The 21,748-nt window shown below is 69.5% G+C and carries 19 protein-coding genes and 1 riboswitch; of the genes, 9 read left to right on the top strand and 10 right to left on the bottom strand.

Translation table 11 applies throughout. The features are described from left to right. The 4 genes from G3I40_RS31690 to G3I40_RS31705 all read right to left on the bottom strand — a co-directional run. Positions 1-1,030, bottom strand: a 1,030-nt coding sequence (locus G3I40_RS31690; RefSeq protein ID WP_164306056.1) for a glycoside hydrolase family 3 protein, incomplete at its 3' end; no start/stop codon positions are given. A gap of 8 nt (positions 1,031-1,038) precedes the next feature. After that, a complete protein-coding gene (locus G3I40_RS31695; RefSeq protein ID WP_164306057.1) occupies positions 1,039-1,869 on the bottom strand; it encodes a carbohydrate ABC transporter permease in 831 nt (276 codons plus the stop codon). After that, positions 1,866-2,855 (bottom strand): sugar ABC transporter permease, encoded by a 990-nt coding sequence (locus tag G3I40_RS31700; protein ID WP_164306058.1) that lies wholly within the window; start codon positions 2,853-2,855, stop codon positions 1,866-1,868. Before G3I40_RS31700 ends, G3I40_RS31695 begins: the two co-directional genes overlap by 4 nt. A gap of 128 nt (positions 2,856-2,983) precedes the next feature. Continuing rightward, complete coding sequence (locus G3I40_RS31705; protein ID WP_164306059.1) at positions 2,984-4,267, bottom strand: extracellular solute-binding protein; 1,284 nt, start codon at positions 4,265-4,267, stop codon at positions 2,984-2,986. A gap of 389 nt (positions 4,268-4,656) precedes the next feature. Between G3I40_RS31705 and G3I40_RS31710 the strand changes: the two genes are divergently transcribed. From G3I40_RS31710 to G3I40_RS31745, 8 genes are all read left to right on the top strand, one after another. Continuing rightward, on the top strand, positions 4,657-5,421 hold the full coding sequence (locus G3I40_RS31710; protein ID WP_164306060.1) for a GntR family transcriptional regulator: 765 nt from the start codon (positions 4,657-4,659) through the stop codon (positions 5,419-5,421). Positions 5,422-5,603: 182 nt separating this feature from the next. Beyond that, positions 5,604-7,760, top strand: a complete 2,157-nt coding sequence (locus tag G3I40_RS31715) for a carbon starvation CstA family protein (protein ID WP_164306061.1) — start codon at positions 5,604-5,606, stop codon at positions 7,758-7,760. Further along, a complete protein-coding gene (locus G3I40_RS31720) occupies positions 7,729-7,932 on the top strand; it encodes a YbdD/YjiX family protein (protein ID WP_164306062.1) in 204 nt (67 codons plus the stop codon). The genes G3I40_RS31715 and G3I40_RS31720 overlap by 32 nt, the downstream gene beginning before the upstream one ends. Positions 7,933-8,051: 119 nt before the next feature. After that, positions 8,052-8,321 (top strand): DUF3311 domain-containing protein, encoded by a 270-nt coding sequence (locus G3I40_RS31725; protein WP_164306063.1) that lies wholly within the window; start codon positions 8,052-8,054, stop codon positions 8,319-8,321. Beyond that, positions 8,318-9,937 carry a sodium:solute symporter gene (locus G3I40_RS31730; RefSeq protein ID WP_164306064.1) on the top strand — a complete coding sequence of 540 codons (1,620 nt, stop codon included), beginning with the start codon at positions 8,318-8,320 and terminating at the stop codon, positions 9,935-9,937. Before G3I40_RS31725 ends, G3I40_RS31730 begins: the two co-directional genes overlap by 4 nt. A gap of 77 nt (positions 9,938-10,014) precedes the next feature. Then, positions 10,015-11,025, top strand: coding sequence for a nucleoside hydrolase (locus tag G3I40_RS31735; protein WP_239092053.1), 1,011 nt, complete (start codon positions 10,015-10,017; stop codon positions 11,023-11,025). An 87-nt stretch (positions 11,026-11,112) separates the two neighbouring features. Continuing rightward, positions 11,113-11,193: riboswitch (cobalamin riboswitch) on the top strand. A 146-nt stretch (positions 11,194-11,339) separates the two neighbouring features. Further along, complete coding sequence (locus tag G3I40_RS31740; RefSeq protein ID WP_164306065.1) at positions 11,340-13,685, top strand: ribonucleoside-diphosphate reductase subunit alpha; 2,346 nt, start codon at positions 11,340-11,342, stop codon at positions 13,683-13,685. Then, on the top strand, positions 13,685-14,704 hold the full coding sequence (locus G3I40_RS31745; RefSeq protein WP_164306066.1) for a ribonucleotide-diphosphate reductase subunit beta: 1,020 nt from the start codon (positions 13,685-13,687) through the stop codon (positions 14,702-14,704). Before G3I40_RS31740 ends, G3I40_RS31745 begins: the two co-directional genes overlap by 1 nt. Positions 14,705-14,761: 57 nt before the next feature. Here the strand turns inward: G3I40_RS31745 and G3I40_RS46655 are convergent, their stop codons facing one another. Further along, positions 14,762-14,929: a hypothetical protein gene (locus tag G3I40_RS46655; RefSeq protein ID WP_203645150.1), complete on the bottom strand. Its 168-nt coding sequence runs from the start codon at positions 14,927-14,929 to the stop codon at positions 14,762-14,764. Positions 14,930-15,023: 94 nt separating this feature from the next. Between G3I40_RS46655 and G3I40_RS31750 the strand changes: the two genes are divergently transcribed. After that, positions 15,024-15,986 (top strand): helix-turn-helix domain-containing protein, encoded by a 963-nt coding sequence (locus tag G3I40_RS31750; RefSeq protein WP_164306067.1) that lies wholly within the window; start codon positions 15,024-15,026, stop codon positions 15,984-15,986. A gap of 44 nt (positions 15,987-16,030) precedes the next feature. On the opposite strand, the gene G3I40_RS31755 is transcribed toward G3I40_RS31750, so the two are convergent. The 5 genes from G3I40_RS31755 to G3I40_RS31775 all read right to left on the bottom strand — a co-directional run. Beyond that, positions 16,031-17,413, bottom strand: a complete 1,383-nt coding sequence (locus G3I40_RS31755) for a cytochrome P450 (RefSeq protein ID WP_164306068.1) — start codon at positions 17,411-17,413, stop codon at positions 16,031-16,033. Beyond that, a complete protein-coding gene (locus tag G3I40_RS31760; protein ID WP_343245076.1) occupies positions 17,410-18,465 on the bottom strand; it encodes a multidrug MFS transporter in 1,056 nt (351 codons plus the stop codon). Before G3I40_RS31760 ends, G3I40_RS31755 begins: the two co-directional genes overlap by 4 nt. 360 nt (positions 18,466-18,825) lie before the next feature. Beyond that, complete coding sequence (gene def, locus G3I40_RS31765; protein WP_164306069.1) at positions 18,826-19,488, bottom strand: peptide deformylase; 663 nt, start codon at positions 19,486-19,488, stop codon at positions 18,826-18,828. 122 nt (positions 19,489-19,610) lie between these two features. Further along, entirely contained in the window at positions 19,611-20,591 is a 981-nt protein-coding gene (locus G3I40_RS31770; protein ID WP_164306070.1) for a hypothetical protein, read from the bottom strand. 96 nt (positions 20,592-20,687) lie between these two features. Further along, positions 20,688-21,748: HD domain-containing protein (locus tag G3I40_RS31775; protein ID WP_164306071.1), on the bottom strand; the 1,061-nt coding region annotated here is incomplete at its 5' end.

A 21,748-nucleotide genomic window follows, 5' to 3' on the forward strand; every position in this document is an offset into this window, starting at 1 on the left:
GGCCCTCGGCGGTGCCCGGCGCCGCGGTCCACTCCGCCAGGGCGCGTACCCGGGCGGCGGCGTCGGCGAGGCGTTCCTCCGGCAGGTCGCCGGAGCGTACGGCGGCGACCAGGGCGTCCCGCAGCCGGGTCACCGTCTCGTCGTCGTTGAGCCCGCCGCCCACGCAGATGGCGTCGGCCCCGGCCGCGATGGCGAGCACGCTGCCGCGTTCGATGCCGTACGTGGAGGAGATGGCCTGCATCTCCATGCCGTCGGTGACGATGAGGCCGTCGTAGCCGAGTTCCTCGCGGAGCAGGCCGGTGAGGATCCGGCGCGAGAGCGTCGCCGGGCGGTCCGGGTCGAGGGCCGGGACCAGGATGTGCGCGCTCATCACGGCCCGGGTGCCCGCCGCGATCGCCGCGCGGAACGGGGCGAGGTCGCGCTCGTGCAGCACGTCGAGGCCGACGTCGATGAGGGGCATGTCGTGGTGCGAGTCGACGCCGGTGTCACCGTGCCCGGGGAAGTGCTTGGTGCAGGCGGCGACGCCGGCGGACTGCATGCCCTCGACGTACGCGGCCGTGTGCCGGGCCACGAGCCCGGTGTCGGCGCCGAAGGAGCGGACGCCGATGACCGGGTTGTCGGGGTTGGCGTTGACGTCGGCGGAGGGTGCCCAGTTGAGGTTGACGCCGCACTCGGCGAGGCGGCGCCCCAGCTCGAAGGCGACGCCCCGGGTGAGGTCCACGTCGTCGACCGCGCCGAGGGCGTGGTTGCCGGGGAACGAGGAGCCCGTGCGGACCTCCAGCCGGGTGACGTCGCCGCTCTCCTCGTCGATGGCGACGAGCAGGTCGCCGCGCTCCGCCTTCAACTGGGCGGTCAGGGCGGCCACTTGGTCGGGGGTCTGGATGTTGCGGCCGAACAGGCCGACCGACGCGAGACCTTCGCCGAGCCGGCGCAGCAGCCAGTCCGGTGCCGTGGTGCCCGGGAAGCCGGGCTGCAGGACGGTGAGCGCGTTGCGGGTCAGGGTGTCCGTGCCGCTTGTGACAGTGGTCATCGGGTGGGTTATCCCTTCACGGCGCCGGAGGTGAGGCCGCTGACGGCCTTGCGCTGCAGGAAGACGAAGAGGATGAGGATCGGGATCGCGAAGATGGAGGCCGCGGCCATGGTCGCACCCCAGTCGTCGCCGAACTGGCTCTGGAACTGCGACAGCCACAGCGGCAGGGTCTTGCCGCCGGGCTCCTTGTTGAGGACGAGGACGAGCGGGAACTCGTTCCAGGCCGTGATGAAGCCGAACAGTGACGTGGCCATCAGGCCCGGCGCGAGCAGCGGCAGGATCACCTTGACGAACGCCTGCGGGCGGCTGCACCCGTCGACCATCGCGGACTCCTCCAGCTCCTTGGGCACCGCGGCGACGTAGCCGCGCAGCGTCAGGACGGTGAAGGGCAGCACCATCACCATGTAGAAGAGGGTCAGCGGGAGCAGGCTGTTCAGCATGTCGGCGTCCCGCACGATCATGTAGATCGCGATGACCATGACCTCCCAGGGCGCCATCTGCGCGACCATGAAGACCAGGATCATGCCCTTGCGTCCCTTGAACCGCATGCGCGCGAGGGCGAACGAGGCGAACAGGGCGATGACGAGCGAGAGCAGCACCGCGCAGACCGTGACGGTGACCGAATTGACCACCATCTGCCAGAAGTTGGGCGCGTTGATCGCCGTACTGAAGTGGTCGAACGTGACGTCGGTCGGGAACCAGACCGGGTTGTCGGTGATAATGTCCGCGGTCGGCTTGAAGGCCGTCGTGAACATCCAGTACACGGGGAAGACCATCATCACGAACAGCACGATCGCCGTGGCGTTGGGCCAGATGCGGCCGAGCAGTGAGCGCTTCACAGCTCGTCCTCCTCTTGCTTGAGAACGATGCGGAGGTAGTACGCGGTGAGGACCAGCATGACCACGATGGTGAGCAGCGCGATCGCGGCGCCCATGCCGTAGTGCTGGTTGCCGACGCCCTCGACGAACGCGTAGATCGGCAGGGTCTCGGTGAGCCGGTCGGGGCCGCCCTCACTGATCGTGTAGCCCTGCGTGAACGCCTTGAAGACCCAGATGACTTCGAGGAACGTCGTGGCGAAGAGGAAGGGGCGCAGGAAGGGGAAGGTCACCGAGGTGAACTGCTTCCACACGCCGGCGCCGTCCAGGGCCGCGGCCTCGTACAGCTCGCGCGGGATGGTGGTCGTGGCGGCGTACAGGTTGATCGCGACGAACGGGATCGAGCCCCAGACGATCAGCAGACCGATCACGAAGAACGTGGACAGTTGCGTGCCGGTCCAGTTGTGGTCGGCCATGGAGTGCCAACCGAGCTTGTCGAGCACCCAGTTGACGATGCCGAAGCGGGACGCGAACAGCCACTGGTAGACGGTGGACGACGCGACGATCGGCATCGCCCAGGCCAGGACGAGGCCCAGCAGGAGCAGCAGCCGCATCTTCTTGCCGAGGCGCGCGACCAGCAGCCCGATGAGTGTGCCCGCCACCATGATCGCGACGACGTTGGCCGCAGTGAAGATGACCGAGCGCAGCGTGACGCGCCAGAAGTCCTCGCCGGTGAGGACGTCCTTGTAGTTGTCGAAGCCGTTCCACTCGGTGACGTGCTGGATGAGCTGGCCCATGTTGAGGTTCTGGAACGACAGCATGCCGTCGTTCACCAGGGGCCAGCCGAGGAAGATCGCCGTCACCACGAGGGCCGGGAGCAGCAGCAGGTACGGGGCGGCGGCCGCCGCGCCCTTCCGCTTGTCCCCCCGGGGTCCGGGTGCGCGACCGCTGCCGTGTCCGTCGGTCACGACCTCGTCGGTCGCGCCCGCCGGATTGGTCTGCACTGCCATGCTCGCCATCTCTTCCAAAGCCGCACGAAGCCGTATGGATCCGTACGAAGCCGTACTGGGACGATGCGCGGGGCCGGGGCGGCGGTCCGGATGCAGGTCCCGGTCCGCCGCCCCGGCTCAGGGCGCGTCTACTGCTGCTGGCTCAGGCGCTTGTTGAGCTCGCCCTCGACCGCCTTGGCGGCATCGGCCGAGGACTTACCGTTCAGGACCGAGGTCATGTACGTCTTGATCGGGTTCGGCGGGTTCTCCACCGGCGCCCACTCCGGGATCAGCGGCGTGGTGCCACCGGACTTGGCGGCGGCGGGCGCGCCGGCCATGGCGGCCGGCTGGTCCTTGGCGTAGGACTCCAGCGCCGGCGACTTCGGGACCCAGCCGGCTTCCTTGACCAGCTGGCCGTCGTTCTTGACGGACAGCGAGATCTTCAGGAACTCCTTGGCGAGGTCCTGGTTCTTGGAGCCCGCGGCGACGGCGAGGTTGGAGCCGCCGAGGAAGACGCCCTCGGGCTTGTCCGCGGTCTCACCGGGGATGGTGAAGAAGCCGATGTCATCGGCCTTGAGCTTCTTGGCCTGCAGCGCGGTGCCGGCCTCGTAGCCCATGGCGATGATCGCGCCGGTGTTGCCCTTGCCGAAGACGGTCGCCTGCTGCGGCGTGGCCTCGTCCTTGTCCTTGGGCGCCTTGGAGAAGTCCTGGTACTGCTTGTAGATGTCCATCGCCTTGCCGACCTTCGGGTCGGAGAGGTTGGAGACCCACTTGCTGCCGTCCTTCTTCACGGGCTCGACGCCCTGGCCGACGAGCAGGCCGTCGAAGAAGTACCAGTTCTGGCCGGGCAGGTAGAGCGGCTCGGCCTTCGTCTTCTCACCGATCTTCTTGAAGTCGGCGAACAGCTCGGCACGCGTCTTGGGCGTGTCCGTGATGCCGGCCTGCTTCCAGATCTTCTTGTTGTACATGACCGTGCGGTTGCCGAAGTACCAGGGCAGCGCGTACTGCTTGCCCTCGTACACCGACGGCTTGTTGACCGCGTCGGCCCAGTCGCCGCCGATCTGCTTCTTGAGGTCGCTCAGGTCGGCGAGGCCGCCGGTCTTGGCGTACGCAGGGGTCTGCGTGTTGCCGATCTCCAGGACGTCCGGCGGGTTCGACTCCGAGAGCGCCGTGGTGATCTTCTGCTGGATCCCGTTCCACTCCTGGACCTGGATGTTCAGCTTGGCCTTGGTCTTCTTCTCGAACTCGGCCTTGACCTGCTTCGTCCACGCCGGCGGATTCGACCCGGACATGGTCCAGACGGTGAGCGTCTGACCCTTGTACGATCCGTCGGCCCCCGCCTTGCTCCCGCCGTCGTCGTCGCTGCCGCCACAGGCCGCGATCGAGACCATCATTCCCGCGACGCCGATGGCCGCAATGAGCTTGCGCTTCACGTCACCCTCCTCAGGGATGCCAGCAACCCCCCACCCACAGCGACGCATACGACAAGTAGTGCTCGTGGGACTGGGACCCGGTCTCCGTTTAATGGTGTAGACCAGTACGGGGAGCTTGGCCCAGACCAATAGACGTGTCAAGGGTGGCCGAGAAAGGGCCGTGCGTCCGTTATCGGAACGACATCAGCCCGCCGGGGCAAGGGCGTTGGGCCCGCGCCGCGGAACCACCCCCACCGCCCGGAGCGTGGACTAGACCAGACGGTCACCGGACGGTATAAGGAGGGATCACGGAGCGTGCGGGGAGTCCCCCGCGGCGAGCCGTGGAACGATGTGAGCCGTGGTCGACGGGTACGTCGATCGCTTCGGCACCGGAGCCGGGAAGGCGGAGCATGAGCACCGACGTCAGCAGTACGGAGAACGAGAGCGGGGCGCCCGTCCGTACCGCCCGCGTGCCCAAGTACTACCGCCTGAAGAAGCACCTTCTCGACATGACGGAGACCCTGCCGCCAGGCACACCGGTGCCTCCGGAGCGCACGCTCGCCGCCGAGTTCGACACCTCCCGCACCACGGTCCGCCAGGCCCTCCAGGAGCTCGTCGTCGAGGGACGGCTGGAGCGCATCCAGGGCAAGGGCACCTTCGTCGCCAAGCCCAAGGTCTCGCAGGCCCTCCAACTCACCTCGTACACCGAGGACATGAGGGCGCAGGGCCTGGAGCCGACGTCGCAGCTGCTGGACATCGGGTACGTGACGGCGGACGACACGCTCGCCGGACTGCTCGACATCACCGCGGGCGGGCGCGTGCTGCGCATCGAGCGGCTGCGGCTGGCCAGCGGCGAGCCGATGGCCATCGAGACCACCCACCTTTCGGCCAAGCGCTTCCCGGCCCTGCGCAGGAGCCTGGTGAAGTACACCTCGCTCTACACGGCGCTCGCCGAGGTCTACGACGTGCACCTCGCCGAGGCCGAGGAGACCATCGAGACGTCGCTGGCCACCCCGCGCGAGGCCGGCCTGCTCGGCACCGACGTGGGCCTGCCGATGCTGATGCTCTCGCGCCACTCGATCGACGGCTCGGGCCAGCCGGTGGAGTGGGTGCGCTCGGTGTACCGCGGGGACCGCTACAAGTTCGTCGCACGGCTCAAGCGGCCCATCGACTGAGGGATGTCCCGGGACGGCACCCGCGTCGCGTCGCTGCGGCGCCCCGTGAACCGGCCGCCCGGCGGCCGCGCCGAACTCCCCCGTCCCATAACGGAGTAGAACCAGCCCTGCACGCGGTGTAGCGCGCCTCACATTTCTGCCCTACCGTCCTCCCGTCGCCGCATGGACGGGAGGACGCACGCGTGCGTACCGCAACCCCTCGAAGCATCGTCGTATGGACCGTCGTCGGGCTCGTCGGCGCGGCCGGCTGGGCCGTGCTCGCGCTCTCCCGCGGCGAGGACGTCTCCGCCGCGTGGATGGTGGCCGCCGCCCTCGGGACGTACGCCATCGCCTACCGGTTCTACGCGAAGTTCATCGCGTACAAGGTGCTCAAGGTCGACGCCAAACGGGCCACGCCCGCCGAGCGGTTGAACGACGGCATCGACTTCCACCCGACCGACCGCCGGGTGCTGCTCGGCCACCACTTCGCCGCCATCGCCGGCGCGGGGCCGCTCGTCGGGCCGGTGCTCGCCGCGCAGATGGGATATCTGCCGGGGACCATCTGGATCATCGTCGGGGTGATCTTCGCGGGCGCGGTCCAGGACATGGTCGTGCTGTTCTTCTCGACCCGGCGCGACGGCAAGTCCCTCGGGCAGATGGCGCGCGAGGAGATCGGCCCGTTCGGCGGGGCGGCCGCGCTGGTCGCCGCCTTCGCCATCATGATCATCCTGCTCGGGGTGCTCGCCCTGGTGATCGTGAACGCGCTGGCCGCCTCGCCCTGGGGCACCTTCTCCATCGCGATGACGATCCCGATCGCCCTGTTCATGGGGTTCTACCTGCGGGTGCTGCGGCCGGGGCGGATCAGCGAGGTGTCCCTCATCGGCGTCGCGCTGCTGCTGCTCGCGCTCGTCGCGGGGCGCTGGGTCGCCGAGTCCTCGCTCGCCGACACCTTCACGCTCGCGCCGTCCACGCTGGTCATCTGGATGGTGGCGTACGGGTTCATCGCCTCCGTGCTGCCGGTGTGGATGCTGCTCGCGCCGCGTGACTACCTGTCCACGTTCATGAAGCTCGGCACGATCGCCCTGCTGGCCGTCGGGGTCGTCGTCGCGCTGCCGACGCTGAAGATGGACGCCGTCACCGACTTCGCCTCGCGCGGCGACGGGCCGGTCTTCGCGGGGTCCCTCTTCCCCTTCGTCTTCATCACCATCGCGTGCGGCGCGCTCTCCGGGTTCCACGCGCTGATCTCCTCCGGCACGACGCCGAAGATGATCCAGAAGGAGACGCAGGTCCGGATAATCGGCTACGGCTCCATGCTGATGGAGTCGTCCGTGGCCGTGATGGCGCTGGTCGCCGCCTCGATCATCGACCCCGGGCTCTACTTCGCGATGAACGCGCCCGCGGGCGTGATCGGCGACTCCGTGCAGTCCGCGTCGCAGGCCGTGGCGCACCTCGGGTACTCGATCTCGCCGGCCGACCTCGCGGCGGCGGCGAAGAACGTCGAGGAGACGACGCTGCTGTCGCGTACGGGCGGGGCGCCGACGCTCGCGATCGGCGTCTCCGAGATCTTCTCGAAGGTGACCGGGGGCGGTCTGCGCGCCTTCTGGTACCACTTCGCGATCATGTTCGAGGCGCTGTTCATCCTGACCGCGCTGGACGCCGGGACCCGTGTCGGGCGCTTCATGCTCCAGGACATGCTCGGCAACGTCTACAAGCCGTTCAAGAACATCGGCTGGAAGCCGGGCCTCGTCCTGACCAGCGGCGTCGTCGTCGCACTGTGGGGGTACTTCCTCTGGGTCGGCGTGCACGAGCCGCTCGGCGGGATCAACCAGCTCTTCCCGATCTTCGGCATCTCCAACCAGCTGCTCGCCGCGGTGGCGCTGGCCGTCTGCACGACGCTGCTCGTCAAGTCCGGCCGTCTCAAGTGGGCCTGGATCACCGGGGTCCCGCTCGTCTGGGACGCCACGGTCACGCTCACCGCGAGCTGGCAGAAGGTGTTCTCGTCCGACCCGAAGGTCGGCTTCTTCCAGCAGCGCGCGAACTACCAGGACGCCATCGACGCGGGCAAGGTGCTGCCGCCCGCCAAGAACATGGACGACATGCACACCGTCGTCACCAACTCCACGGTGGACGGCGTCCTTTCGGCGGCGCTCGCGCTGCTCATCGTCGTGGTCATCCTGGACGCGACGCGGGTGTGCATCCGGCACGTACGCCGACCGGAGGCCTCGCGGCTCAGCGAGGCACCGTACGTCGAGTCCACGCTGGTGGCACCGGCCGGACTCATTCCCACACAGGCGGAGAAGGCGGAGGCGGAACGGGAGGAGACGCGCGATGGCGGCGTCGGTGCTGCTTCGGGTGGTTAGGCACGTGCGCTGGTACGTACGGGAGTTGACGGACGAATCGGCGTACGAGCGGTACGTGGCGCACGTGCGCGCCGCGCATCCGGGCACCTGTGTGCCCTCGCGGCGCGAATTCGAGCGCAAGCGGACGGACCGCCAGGAAGCGGACCCCCGGCAGGGGTTCCGCTGCTGCTGACGGTCCGCCGCGACGCGTCCGTTATCCGGACAGGGGTTCCATAGATCAAGACTCTCGCTTAGATTTCCCGGGCGTTAAGCATGAGATAAGTGGGACCAGCGAGGGGACGGAGCCGCGAAATGTCCGATGCGCCAGAAGTCGCGAAACAAGTGGAGAGACCGGTGGTGACGCCGATGCGCGTCGTCATCGGACTGTGTCTGGTCGCACCGTTCGTGGCGATGCTGTGGGTCAGCTCCTACGCCAAGATCGACCCGACGTTCATCGGCATCCCGTTCTTCTACTGGTACCAGATGCTCTGGGTCCTCATCTCGACGGCGCTCACGATGATCGCGTACAAGCTGTGGCAGCGTGACCAGCGCGCCCGCAAGGCCACCGGGAGCCAGGCATGAACGGCGGCGTCAACGGTGTCGCGCTCACCGTCTTCATCATCTTCTTCGTGGCCGTCACGGTCATGGGCTTCCTCGCCGCGCGCTGGCGCCGGTCGGAGAACGACTCGCTCGACGAATGGGGCCTGGGCGGCCGCTCGTTCGGCACCTGGATCACCTGGTTCCTGCTCGGCGGCGACCTCTACACCGCGTACACCTTCGTGGCCGTCCCCGCGGCGATCTACGCGGCGGGCGCGTCCGGCTTCTTCGCGGTCCCGTACACGATCCTGGTCTACCCGCTGATCTTCACGTTCCTGCCGCGCCTGTGGTCGGTCTCGCACAAGCACGGGTACGTGACGACGTCGGACTTCGTGCGCGGCCGCTTCGGCTCCAAGGGGCTGTCGCTGGCCGTCGCGATCACCGGCATCCTCGCCACCATGCCCTACATCGCGCTCCAACTCGTCGGCATCCAGGCCGTGTTGGACGTCATGGGCGTCGGGGGCGGCGACGGCACGAACTGGTTCGTCAAGGACCTGCCGCTGCTCATCGCCTTCGGCGTGCTGGCCGCGTACACGTACTCGTCGGGCCTGCGCGCGCCCGCGCTGATCGCGTTCGTCAAGGACGGCCTGATCTACCTCGTCATCGCGGTCGCCATCATCTACATCCCGATCAAGCTCGGCGGCTTCGACGACATCTTCGCCGCCGCCGGCAAGAAGTTCTCCCAGATCAGTCCGGCGACGGACAAACCCGTCGGAGCGCTCGCGCCGGGTTCCGAAGGGACGTGGACGTACGCGACGCTCGCCCTCGGCTCGGCCCTCGCGCTGTTCATGTACCCCCACTCGATCACCGCGACGCTCTCCTCCAAGAGCCGCAACGTGATCCGCCGCAACACCACGATCCTGCCGCTGTACTCGCTGATGCTGGGCCTGCTCGCGCTGCTCGGGTTCATGGCGATCGCGGCCGGGATCAAGGTGCAGAACGGGCAGTTGGCGATCCCGCAGCTGTTCGAGGACATGTTCCCCGACTGGTTCACGGGCGTCGCCTTCGCCGCGATCGGCATCGGCGCGCTGGTCCCCGCGGCCATCATGTCCATCGCCGCGGCCAACCTCTTCACCCGCAACATCTACAAGGACTTCATCAAGCCGGACGCGACGCCCGCGCAGGAGACCAAGGTCTCCAAGCTGGTCTCGCTCCTGGTGAAGGTCGGCGCGCTCGCCTTCGTCCTGACCATGGACAAGACCGTCGCCATCAACTTCCAGCTGCTCGGCGGCATCTGGATCCTGCAGACCATGCCCGCGCTGGTCGGCGGCCTGTTCACCCGCTGGTTCCACCGGTGGGCGCTGCTCGCCGGCTGGGCGGTCGGCATGGTGTACGGCACGCTCGCCGCGTACGGGGTCGCCTCGCCGACGCAGGACCACTTCGGCGGCTCCTCGAAGGAGATCCCGGGCATCGGCGAGATCGGCTACATCGGCATGACGGCGTTCGTGCTGAACGTGCTCGTGACCGTCGTCGGGACCTTCGTCCTCAAGGCCGTGAAGGCCCCGGAGGGCGCCGACGAGACGTCGCCCGCGGACTACACCGCCGACGCCGGCGACAAGGGCGTCCAGGTGGACCTGCCCACCGTCGGCGCCGGGCACTGAGTCCTGCCCCTGTCCCTGCCGCTGTCCGCGTGACGAGCCCCTCCTTCCCGGAGGGGCTCGTCGCATTACGGTGACCCATGACCCGCACCACCAGCACCGGAGGAATCATGCCCGCCCCGATCGTCCTCGACAGCGACCCCGGAATCGACGACGCCGTCGCCCTGCAGTACCTGCTCGGCACCGGCCTGTGGGACCTCAAGGCGTACACGACGGTCGGCGGCAACGTGCCCGCCGAGCAGACCTACCGCAACGGGCGGGCGCTGGCCCGCGCCTTCGGCATCGACGGCGACGTGTCCGTGCACCGGGGCGCGGGCCGCCCCCTGACCCGCCTGCCGTACTCCGCGGCCGGCGAGTTCCACGGCGCCTCGGGGCTCGGCGCCGAGCAACTGCCCGACTCGAGCGCGGCCGAGCAGAGCGAGTCGTCCGCTCAGGCGCTGCTCAGGCTCTCGCGTACGTACGAAGGCGAACTGACGGTGTGCGCGACGGGGCCGCTCACCAACGTGGCGCTCGCCCTCAGCGAGGACCCGTCCTTCGCCCGGCGCGTCAAGCGGCTCGTCTTCATGGGCGGGGCCGCGGAGGTGCCGGGGAACATCACGCCCGTCGCCGAGTTCAACGCCTGGGCGGACCCGGACGCCGTCGACCTGGTCGTCTCCTCGGGCATCCCGTACACGATGGTCGGCCTCGACGCGACGCACGGCTGGCGGTTCGGTCCCGAGGAGCTCAAGGTGCTGGAGGAGGCGGGCCCCGGCATGGAGCTCAGCGCCCGCCTGATGCGCTTCTACCTCGGCGCGTACGAGGAGACCGGCGGCAGCCCGCTGCACGACCCGCTCGCCGTCGGCGTGTGCGCGGACGAGTCCTTCGTCACCGCCGCCGAGGGCACCGTCGTGGTCGAGTGCGCCAGCGAACTCACCCGCGGCAAGACCGTGTTCATCCCCTACGACTCCGACTACCCCCGCGCCTACTACCAGGAGTCGCCCCTCGTGAGCGCCCGCACCCAGCACCGCGGCAGGGTCGCGCTGGGCACGGGACCGCGCAACTTCACCGAGGATTTCGTGACCACGCTGCTGAAGCAGCCGACGGCCGCCTGAGGGCCACCGACACCGGGGCGACACAAGATATGGGGGTGCCGCGAACGCCCGGCACAACATGTATGCTCGCTCTCGCTGTCGCCGCAGGGGAATCCGGTGCAAATCCGGAACTGTCCCGCAACGGTGAACGTACGCGCCCATAACGGCGCCTGCGTGAGTCCGATGACCTGTCGACGGTACGCCCGAGCCGTCCGGCCCGGGCGTCGACGACGTCCGGGCCTCGCGGAATTGGGCCGGTGACGAAGGCGCCCCGCCGTGCGCGCCCGAGCCACTCCTCCCCGCAGGCCCCGAGCCGAGCGAGGGAGAGCTTCCACGTGACCATCGCGCCTGCTGAACCTGCATCAGTGGACACCGATGCCCCGGGCACCGCGCTGCTGCGCACCCTGACGGACCTGACCGCCGACCTCCAGGGCGCCGACCCCGGCCGGGTCGCCGCCAGTGCCCTGCGGGGCCGCAGCGCCCGCGCCGACGAGGCCGAGCTGCGCGAACTGGCCACCGAGGCCGCCGCCGGACTGATCTCCGAGGACCCCGTCTACTCCCGGCTCGCCGCCCGGCTGCTCACGCTCTCCATCGCCGCCGAGGCCGCCTCGCAGGGCGTCACCCGCTTCACCGAGTCCGTCGCCGTCGGCCACCGCGAGGGCCTGATCGCGGACCGCACCGCGCAGTTCGTCCGCCTCCACGCGGCGCGGCTCGACGCCCTGATCGACACCGCCGCCGACGACCGCTTCGGCTACTTCGGCCTGCGCACCCTGCACAGCCGCTACCTGCTGCGCCACCCGATCACCCGCAAGGTCGTCGAGACCCCGCAGCACTTCATGCTGCGCGTCGCGGCCGGTCTCGCGCAGGACGACAGCGCTCGCGCCGTGGACGAAGTCGCCGCCCTCTACGGCCTGATGAGCCGCCTCGACTACCTCCCCTCCTCCCCCACGCTCTTCAACTCCGGCACCCGCCACCCCCAGATGTCGAGCTGCTACCTCCTCGACTCCCCGCTGGACGAGCTCGACTCGATCTACGACCGCTACCACCAGGTCGCACGGCTGTCGAAGCACGCGGGCGGCATCGGCCTGTCCTACTCGCGCATCCGCTCCCGCGGTTCGCTGATCCGCGGCACGAACGGCCACTCCAACGGCATCGTGCCGTTCCTGAAGACCCTCGACGCCTCGGTCGCCGCCGTGAACCAGGGCGGGCGCCGCAAGGGCGCCGCCGCCGTCTACCTGGAGACCTGGCACTCCGACATCGAGGAGTTCCTGGAGCTGCGCGACAACACGGGTGAGGACGCGCGCCGCACCCACAACCTGAACCTCGCGCACTGGATCCCGGACGAGTTCATGCGCCGGGTCGCGGACGGCGGCGACTGGTCGCTGTTCTCCCCCGCCGACGTGCCCGAGCTCGTCGACCTGTGGGGCGACGACTTCGACGCCGCGTACCGGCGGGCCGAGGCCGAGGGCAAGGCCCTGAAGTCCCTGCCCGCCCGGGACCTGTACGGCCGCATGATGCGCACGCTCGCGCAGACCGGCAACGGCTGGATGACGTTCAAGGACGCCGCCAACCGCACCGCCAACCAGACCGCGGAGCCCGGCCACACGGTCCACTCCTCGAACCTGTGCACCGAGATCCTGGAGGTGACGGACGACGGGGAGACGGCCGTCTGCAACCTGGGCTCCGTGAACCTGGGGGCGTTCGTCGCCGAGGGGGACATCGACTGGGAGCGGCTCGACGAGGCCGTCCGCACCGCCGTCACCTTCCTCGACCGCGTCGTCGACATCAACTTCTACCCGACCGAGCAGGCGGGCCGCTCCAACGCCCGCTGGCGTCCGGTCGGCCTCGGCGCCATGGGTCTGCAGGACGTCTTCTTCAAGCTGCGCCTGCCCTTCGACTCCCCGCAGGCCAAGACGCTGTCCACGCGGATCCAGGAGCGCATCATGCTCGCCGCGTACGAGGCGTCGGCCGACCTCGCCGAGCGCAACGGCCCGCTGCCGGCCTGGGACAGGACCCGCACCGCCCGCGGCGTCCTGCACTCCGACCACTACGACGTGCAGCTGACGTGGCCGGAGCGCTGGGCCGCGCTGCGGGAACGTATCGCCGCGACCGGCATGCGCAACTCGCTGCTGCTGGCGATCGCGCCGACGGCCACCATCGCCTCGATCGCCGGCGTCTACGAGTGCATCGAGCCGCAGGTCTCGAACCTCTTCAAGCGCGAGACCCTGTCCGGCGAGTTCCTCCAGGTCAACTCCTACCTGGTGCAGGAACTCAAGGCGCTCGGCGTGTGGGACGCGCAGACCCGGGAGGCGCTGCGCGAGGCCAACGGCTCGGTGCAGGGCTTCAGCTGGGTCCCCGAGGAGGTGCGGGCGCTGTACCGCACGGCGTGGGAGATCCCGCAGCGCGGCCTCATCGACATGGCGGCGGCGCGGACCCCGTTCCTCGACCAGGCCCAGTCCCTGAACCTGTTCCTGGAGACGCCGACCATCGGCAAGCTCTCCTCGATGTACGCGTACGCCTGGAAGTCGGGCCTGAAGACGACGTACTACCTGCGCTCGCGCCCCGCGACGCGCATCGCCCGCGCGGCGGGCCGGGCCACCGTCCCCGCGCAGACCGCCGAACCCACCGACGCGGTCGCCTGCTCCCTGGAAAACCCCGAGTCCTGCGAGGCCTGCCAGTAATGACGGACACCCACTCCGAGAAGAACCTGCTCGACCCGGGCTTCGAGCTGACCCTGCGCCCCATGCGCTACCCGGACTTCTACGAGCGCTACCGCGACGCGATCAAGAACACCTGGACCGTGGAGGAGGTCGACCTCCACTCGGACGTCGCCGACCTCGCGAAGCTGTCGCCGGGCGAGCAGCACATGATCGGCCGGCTGGTCGCGTTCTTCGCGACGGGCGACTCGATCGTCGCGAACAACCTGGTGCTCACCCTCTACAAGCACATCAACTCCCCCGAGGCACGGCTCTACTTGAGCCGCCAGCTGTTCGAGGAGGCCGTGCACGTCCAGTTCTATCTGACGCTGCTGGACACGTACCTGCCCGACCCGGAGGACCGGACGGCGGCGTTCGCGGCCGTCGAGAACATCCCGTCGATCCGCGAGAAGGCCGAGTTCTGCTTCAAGTGGATGGACTCGGTCGAGAAGCTGGACCGCCTGGAGACGAAGGCGGACCGCCGCCGCTTCCTGCTCAACCTGATCTGCTTCGCGGCGTGCATCGAGGGGCTGTTCTTCTACGGGGCGTTCGCCTACGTGTACTGGTTCCGCTCGCGGGGCCTGCTGCACGGCCTCGCCACCGGCACCAACTGGGTCTTCCGCGACGAGACGATGCACATGAGCTTCGCCTTCGACGTGGTCGACACCGTCCGCAAGGAGGAGCCCGAGCTCTTCGACGACGCGCTGGAGCAGCAGGTCACCGACATGCTGCGGGAGGCGGTCGAGGCGGAGCTGCAGTTCGGCCGGGACCTGTGCGGCGAGGGGCTGCCGGGCATGAACACCGACTCGATGCGCCAGTACCTGGAGTGCGTCGCCGACCAGCGCCTGCAGCGCCTCGGCTTCGCGCCCCTGTACGGGTCCGAGAACCCGTTCTCCTTCATGGAGCTGCAGGGTGTCCAGGAGCTGACCAACTTCTTCGAGCGGCGGCCGTCGGCGTACCAGGTCGCGGTCGAGGGGTCGGTCGGGTTCGACGAGGAGTTCTAGGAGGAGTCCTGGTAGGAGTCCCGGGGGGCCCGTCCGCCCGGGGAGGGCGGACGGGAACTAGGCGACCTTGGCGAACTCGGTGCGGCGGGAAGGGTGTTCGGCGTCCCGCCGCGCCTGGCGGATCTGCCGGTCGATCCGGCGGTCGTGCGCCATCCCGTACAGGGACGGGGCGGCCAGGAGGAGGAAGACGAAGAGGACGGTGAGGTAGTTCATCGCTGTGTTCATGTCCTCCACTCTCCCGCCGTCCGGCCCCGCCCGGCAGTGGCAGTACTGTCACTGACCCTCGAATTACTGCCAGTTGTGCGGCACACTGGCACGCATGCTGAAGAACGTGGCCGCAGTGCTGCTCGACGGTGTGCATCCCTTCGAACTCGGCGTCGTCTGCGAGGTGTTCGGGCTCGACCGGAGCGACGCCGGGCTACCGGTGTACGACTTCGCGGTCGCCTCCACCGAGGGGCCCTCGCTCACCACGCACGTACCCGGCATGACCGTCTCCACCCCGCACGGCCTCGAACGGCTCGTGGAGGCCGACCTCATCGCGATCCCCTCCGCGGGACGCCGGTTCGGCCAGTACCCGCCGGAGCTGCTCGACGCGCTGCGGCAGGCGGTCGACCGGGGCGCGCGCGTACTCAGCCTGTGCGCCGGGGTGTTCGTGCTCGGCGAGGCCGGGCTGCTCGACGGACGCAAGTGCGCGGTGCACTGGCGGTACGCGCACGAGCTCGCCGTCCGCTATCCGCGCACCCGGGTCGACCCGGACGTCCTGTACGTCGACGAGGGCCCCGTGATCACGTCCGCCGGCACGGCCGCGGGCATCGACGCCTGTCTGCACATCGTGCGCACCGAGCACGGCGCCGAGGTGGCCAACGCGATAGCCCGGCGGATGGTGGTGCCGCCGCACCGGGACGGGGGGCAGGCCCAGTACGTGGAGCGGCCGTTGCCCGCGACGCGCTGCGACACGGTCGGCGAGGTGCTGGTGTGGATGGAGCGGAACCTGGACGCGCCGGTGACCGTGGAGGAGCTGGCGGCGCGGGCGCACATGTCGCCGCGCACCTTCGCGCGCCGCTTCCAGCAGGAGACGGGCACGACGCCCTACCGGTGGCTGCTGCGTCAACGGGTGCTGCTCGCCCAGGAGTTGCTGGAGGGCACGGACGAGACGGTGGACGCGATCGCCTACCGCGCGGGGTTCGGCAACGCGGCGGCGATGCGGCACCAGTTCATGAAGGCGCTGGGCACGACGCCCAACGCCTTCAGGAGGACCTTCCGGGTGCGGTCAGCGGCCTGAGCGCACCGCCGTGCGGCCGGCGGCCCGGGCGCGCAGCCGTGCGGTCAGCCGCCTGAGCGCGCCGTCACCCGCAGCAGCGCCCCGCGCGGCTGGAGGGTGATCCCTATCCGGGCCGTGGTGTCCGTCCCTTCCACCGGTGTCAGCCGCCACTTCTGGACCACGGTCCCGAGCACCAGGGCCAGTTCGGCCATGCTGAAGTGGTCGCCCGGGCACTTGCGGTTGCCGACGCTGAACGGCGCGTGCGCCGCGGGCGTGACGTCCGCGGCGCGCTCCGGCAGCCAGCGGTCGGGGTCGAAGGCCAGCGGGTCGGTGAACGCGCGCGGGTCGCGCTGCATGGCCAGCGGACTGTAGACGATGTCGGACCCGGCCGGAATGCGATACCCGCCAAGTGTCGTGTCGACGGCGGCCAGCCGCGTCAATATCCAGACAGCGGGCCGTATCCGCATGGACTCGGTGAGGAGATTCCGCATATATGCGAGTTCCTTGAGGTCGCCGAAAGCGACCGGCCGGCCACCGGTGACGGATTCAAGCTCCTCGTTCAACCGCTTTTCGTGCTCGGGGTGTTCGGCGAGAAGCTGGAAGACCCACGTCAGGGTCTTCGCCACATTCTCGGCGCCGGCCACCACCAGGGACACGACTTGGTCGTGCACCTCCTGATCGTTGACGGTTTCACCATTCTCGTCGCGGTCGTCGAGCAATGCCGCGAGGAGGTCATCTGGATTGCTTCCCGAAGCCGTCTGGGTCCTTCGCTCGGCGATGATCTCGTCGACCAGCCGATGCAAATCGGCCAATGCGCTCTCGAATCGCCGATTGGCCGGTGACGGCACGCGGTAGAGCGGACCGAAGGAAAGGATCATCCTCCGGTACAGACCTTCGAAGACGGTGTGCAGCGCCGCGCTCAGCCGGTCCGCCCGCTCGTCGATGGAGGCGACCTGGAGCACGGATCGCGCCACGATCCGGGTCGCCGTGCGGAACACCTCGGCCGTGACGTCGACGGTCTGGCCGTCGCTCCAGCGCGCGGCCGTCGCGCGCGCCTCCTCCTCCATCACCCTCGCGTACTCATGGATCTTGTCCATCCTGAACGCGGGCTGGATCGCCCGGCGCTGGCGCCGGTGCAGCGACCCGTTGCTGGTGGCCACCCCCTTGCCGAGCAGCACCCCCATCGTGTCCCACAGCGGGCCGCCCACCAGGAAGTCCGGGCTCTTGAGCAGCGCGGCGACCAGCTCCGGGTCGCACACCGCGTAGGCCGTCTTCGGGCCGAGCCTGAGCCGCACGACGTCGCCGCCGTCGCGCAGCCGGGTGAGGAAGCCGAGCGGGTCGCGCAGCAGGTTCCAGGCGTGACCCATCAGCGGCGCGCCGCCGGGGGCGGGCGGCGGCTGCGGCGGTGCGCCGGTGGCCGGCGCGGGCAGGGTCGATCCGACGGTCATGCGCGCTCACCTACTTGATCCGTCTGCTCGCTCTGAACGGCCTGTTCCGTCCGTCCGGAGTCGGTGATGTAGGGCGGTGTGGCCCGGTCGTCCCAACTGTCGACCGCGTAGCGGCCGGATTCGTGATGGAACCAGTACACGGAACTGAACCAGTTCCGCATATTGCCGACGCAGGACCGAATGGCCGTCGCGAGTTCCCGTCCGTGCGGTCCGATGTTCTCCGTGGCGACCGCCAGCTGTTCCACCTCGGCCTCCGCCACGAGGAATTCTTCTATGGTTCCCTCGACCCTTCGGCGGACTTCGACGATCGCCTCCTGAAGGGAAATCCCCTCGTGTTTGATGAGGCTTATCCCGAGGTTGTGCAATTCATCACCCGCGAGTTCCTTGGGCAACGAGCACAGGTCGTTGTACCAGGCGGCGAAATCCTGGCAGGCAAGGCCCGCCCGCGCGAATGCCTCGTTCTTCCGCACCCACGCGGGGAGTTCGTGCTGTGCGGTCGGCTCCAACAGGTCGAGCCATATCCAGTGCGCGAATGTGTTCCTGCGCAGGGCTATGTATTCGTCGACGGAGGGGACCGTGCCCGTCATCCGGTTGTGGAACTCCTGGTCGTACGCGTCGATCACCACGTGGAAGTGCCGGGCGAACCGGGCGTTCCAGGTGTGGCTCAGCGAGCCGTAGAGCCTGTTGATGCTCTCCGCGAAGGCCGCGACCAGCGGGTCCTTGTGGTCCAGGTGAAGTTGTGGGGCTTCGGTGGCCGCGTGCAGCTGGACGGCGAGCCGCCGCCAGCTCGCCGTCCTGCCGTGGATCACGTCGCGGTCGTGGCGGTCGTCCCAGACGAAGAACCACGCGCTGTAGTCGCATATCGCGGACAGCACGTCGTTGGGGGCGCCAATGTAGTAGCCCGCCATCAAGTCCGTGTAGCACAGGCCATCGGCATATTTGGCCACCTTGTCGGCAGGCATCAGGTGCTTTTCGAGCAGCCAGGAGCGCGTCTTCTCCTGAAGCTTGGGCCAATACGGGTGCAGATTGCGAGGAAACGCGTCCTCGATCACCGGAAGCGCCAGCGCCGGTGGGACCGCTGTCTGTGGATAAGCAGGCACGAAAAGACCCCTCTCTGCCGCCTGGTGGCGTACGCCCCTCCCGCAGTGCCGGGCGCGCGCCGTTGCGTATCCCCGCGCTTTCTATTCAGCACCACAACTGACCGTTCTGGGAACGGATTTGCTCCCCTCACTACCCCTGGCCGCCGGAATCATCCCCTTACATGACCGAATCTGGGTCGTTTGCGGCTGGTCCTGTTCGCACACCCGGGCGTACGCCGCTGCGCGCACGGAGGCCCGGCGCGTACGCGAGCGGCGCCTGGCCGGAATCATCCGTACCAGGCGCCGCTCGACGCTCAACTTCCCGGGCGGGAATCAGTCGTTGGGGACCACGGGGTAGCGCGGCGTGCCCTCTTCCATCTGCTTCAGGGCGTTCTTGCGCTCGCGCTTCGACAGCCGGTCGATGTACAGGTAGCCGTACAGGTGGTCCGTCTCGTGCTGCAGGCAGCGCGCGAAGTAGCCGGTGCCGCGCACCGTGATCGCGTTGCCCTTCTCGTCCTGCCCGGTGACCACCGCGTAGTCGGGGCGGGCCAGTTCGGCGTACGCGGTCGGCACCGACAGGCAGCCCTCGTTCGAGTCGTCGAGGCGGCGCCGGTCGGCGGGCAGCTCGCGCAGGACCGGGTTGCACACGACGCCGGTGTGGCGCACGCCCTCGTCGTCCGGGCAGTCGTAGACGAAGACCTTGCGGTCGACGCCGATCTGGTTGGCGGCGAGGCCGACGCCCTCGGCGGTGCGCTGGCTGGCGAACATGTCGTCGACGAGCTGCGCGAGCTCGGCGTCGAACTCGGTCACGTCCTTGCACTCCTTGTGCAGGACGGGGTTCCCCACCACCGTGATCGGCCGCGACGTGCCGCGCTCCCGGTAGGCCGCCTCCCGCGCCTCGCAGTCCTCGGTGTCGACGACGAAGCCCTCCTCGTCCACGGGGAGCACGGCTGCGCCCTCAACGGGTCGCTGGTCGTCAATGTCCTGCTGCGCCATGACGGACGTAAGCCTTCCTGGGAATACGGGGTTCTGTGAACAGGGTACGGGGAGACGGACACGCCCAGCGGCGCGGGGAACGGGGCGACCGGCCACGGGACCCCCGCGCCCGCCGGCCCACCTCAGCAAACCTCTTCGAGGTCCCGCCAGTCACGCGAGTCGGGGCTGTCCGCGACCCACCCGTCCAGCAGCCCCCGCACCAGGGAAGCCGGCGCAGCCACGCCGCACTCCCGCTCCGGCGCCCACAGCTGCCCGTCGGTCCGGTGTCCCAGGGGGCCGGGATGCCCCGGCTCGCTGTGGTCGTGCGGATCCAGGTGCTGCCCGTCGCCCTCGTCGGACGGCATCCGCGACTCCGAGCACATCCGGCACAGCAGCCGCACCGACGACGACCAGTCCTCCGCGGCGAACCCGGCATCGGCCGCGAGCCGCTCCAGCGCGTCCCGGTCGGACTCGGTGGCGGCCTCCAGGAGCACCACCCAGGTCGGCACCGGCGAGGGCGCCCACAGCTCGATCTCGTCGAAGACCGGGTACGAGTGCCCGGCCGCGATCGTCCGCTCCCCGTGGGGAACCCCGTCGTGCAGCACGACCTCGCCCCAGCGCCGCCCGGACGACGGCAGCGGGATGGACAGGACCTCCATGCGGGCGGGGTCCAGCCGCCGCCCCCACACGACCTCGGCCTCGCCCTCCGGCGACAGCCGCACGGCGGCGCTCCCCAGGTCCATGCCCGTCGGCTCGCTGGCGGCCGCGGCCCCGCCGGGCACCTTCAAGCCGTACGCCTGCCAGGCGCGCCGGGCCAGCGGCCAGTCCTGCAGGGCGGTGGCGGCGATGCCGACGTTCCACCAGTCCGGGGCGCCGGTCTCGCGTTCGAGGAGCGCGACGGCCCGCAGGCCCGCGGTGCGCGCCTGCTCCCAGTCGTGCCGGAACTTGTGCAGCAGGGCGAGGTTGAACCAGGACTCCGACAGCCACGGCTCCAGATCGGCGGCGCGGGTGAGCAGCGCTCCCGCGTCCTCGTACCGGCCGTCGCCGATCAGCGTGAACGCACGATCCGTGGCCTGCCGCCAGGAGGCGGAGGGCCGGTGCCGTCCCTTGCCGAAGATCCTCACGATTCCCGCCTGCCGATACTCGAGGCCTGTGCCCCCTGACACCCTCTTCTTCGCATCCAACCACGTACCGTCGGACGCCCGCTCATTACCCATGGGTTACCCAGCCGACCCTAGGCTCAGACCCGGCCGGGACACCACTCTGGCCAGGGCTTCGACCACCTCGGGCTGGTAGTCGCGGCCGGTGGCCAGACGCAGCCTCTCCAGGGCCCTGAGCGGCCCCTGAGGGCCCTCTTCCCTGGCCATTTCGTCGTACGCGTTCGCTGTCCGCACAATCCGTGCGGTGAGGGGCTGTTCCCGGTACGGATCGGCCTGCCGCTCGACCACCACGGCCACCTGGGCGTCCACTCCGGTCTGCCGTACGACGGCGCCGCCGAGCAGGGCGATGCGCCGCTGCTGCGCCGGGGGCAGCGCCGAGGTCGCCCCCTGGACGACCGGGTCGAGCAGGGAGAGCTGCCCGATGTCGTGCATCAGGGCCGCGTACTCCAGAACGGTCAGATCCGGCCCGGAAAGGCCCAGGTCACGCCCTATCGACCGGCTGAGCGACGCCACCCGGTGGGCGTGCCCGTGCGGGGTGTAGCCGGCGATCTCGGTGGCGCGGGCCAGCGAGGCGATGGTCTGCCGGTACGTGGCCTTCACCGCGGAGTAGCGCCGGAAGGCCAGCTGGGTGAGGAGCAGCGGCAGGCTGATCACGGGCAGCGCCCACAGTCCGGCCACGGCGACGGCGAGCGCCGTCACGGCCCCCGTCGCACAGACCGCGGAGCCGATCCCGAGCATCGCCCGCAGTTCGTCACGCAGCAGCGGGCCGAACGGCCAGCGCGTGCGCGCGTGCGCCATCGCGGCGGCGAGCACCGCGTCGCACAGCGCGGTCAGCACGAGCAGCCCGGCGACGAGCAGTGCGTAGTAGGCCCCGGAGCCGAACCACTCCTCCAACTTGCCCTGGTTGTAGAGCGGTTGGTAGCACACGGCGGCGAAGCCGACGGTCAGGACGCGGCGGGCCATATGGTCGAGCGAGGGGCCCTTGCCGCGGGCCACGTGCGGGATGCACCCGACGAGCGCGCCCGCGACGGCGACCGCGACGACCTGCAGGACACCGTGCTGCGTGGTCCGCCCGGCGTCCTGGCCGAGCAGCGCGTACGCCAGCGCGCCCGCGGCGCCGA

It is taken from the genome of Streptomyces sp. SID14478 (assembly GCF_010548525.1).
Taxonomy (GTDB): Bacteria; Actinomycetota; Actinomycetes; order Streptomycetales; family Streptomycetaceae; genus Streptomyces.

What these genes read in the sequence shown, in the direction of transcription:
- G3I40_RS31700 (WP_164306058.1), bottom strand. Translation starts at nt 2,855, where the DNA reads ATGGCAGTGCAGACCAATCCGGCGGGCGCGACCGACGAGGTCGTGACC.
- G3I40_RS31710 (WP_164306060.1), top strand. Translation starts at nt 4,657, where the DNA reads ATGAGCACCGACGTCAGCAGTACGGAGAACGAGAGCGGGGCGCCCGTC.
- G3I40_RS31720 (WP_164306062.1), top strand. Translation starts at nt 7,729, where the DNA reads ATGGCGGCGTCGGTGCTGCTTCGGGTGGTTAGGCACGTGCGCTGGTAC.
- G3I40_RS31725 (WP_164306063.1), top strand. Translation starts at nt 8,052, where the DNA reads ATGTCCGATGCGCCAGAAGTCGCGAAACAAGTGGAGAGACCGGTGGTG.
- G3I40_RS31730 (WP_164306064.1), top strand. Translation starts at nt 8,318, where the DNA reads ATGAACGGCGGCGTCAACGGTGTCGCGCTCACCGTCTTCATCATCTTC.
- G3I40_RS31735 (WP_239092053.1), top strand. Translation starts at nt 10,015, where the DNA reads ATGACCCGCACCACCAGCACCGGAGGAATCATGCCCGCCCCGATCGTC.
- G3I40_RS31745 (WP_164306066.1), top strand. Translation starts at nt 13,685, where the DNA reads ATGACGGACACCCACTCCGAGAAGAACCTGCTCGACCCGGGCTTCGAG.
- G3I40_RS46655 (WP_203645150.1), bottom strand. Translation starts at nt 14,929, where the DNA reads ATGAACACAGCGATGAACTACCTCACCGTCCTCTTCGTCTTCCTCCTC.
- G3I40_RS31750 (WP_164306067.1), top strand. Translation starts at nt 15,024, where the DNA reads ATGCTGAAGAACGTGGCCGCAGTGCTGCTCGACGGTGTGCATCCCTTC.
- G3I40_RS31755 (WP_164306068.1), bottom strand. Translation starts at nt 17,413, where the DNA reads ATGACCGTCGGATCGACCCTGCCCGCGCCGGCCACCGGCGCACCGCCG.
- def (WP_164306069.1), bottom strand. Translation starts at nt 19,488, where the DNA reads ATGGCGCAGCAGGACATTGACGACCAGCGACCCGTTGAGGGCGCAGCC.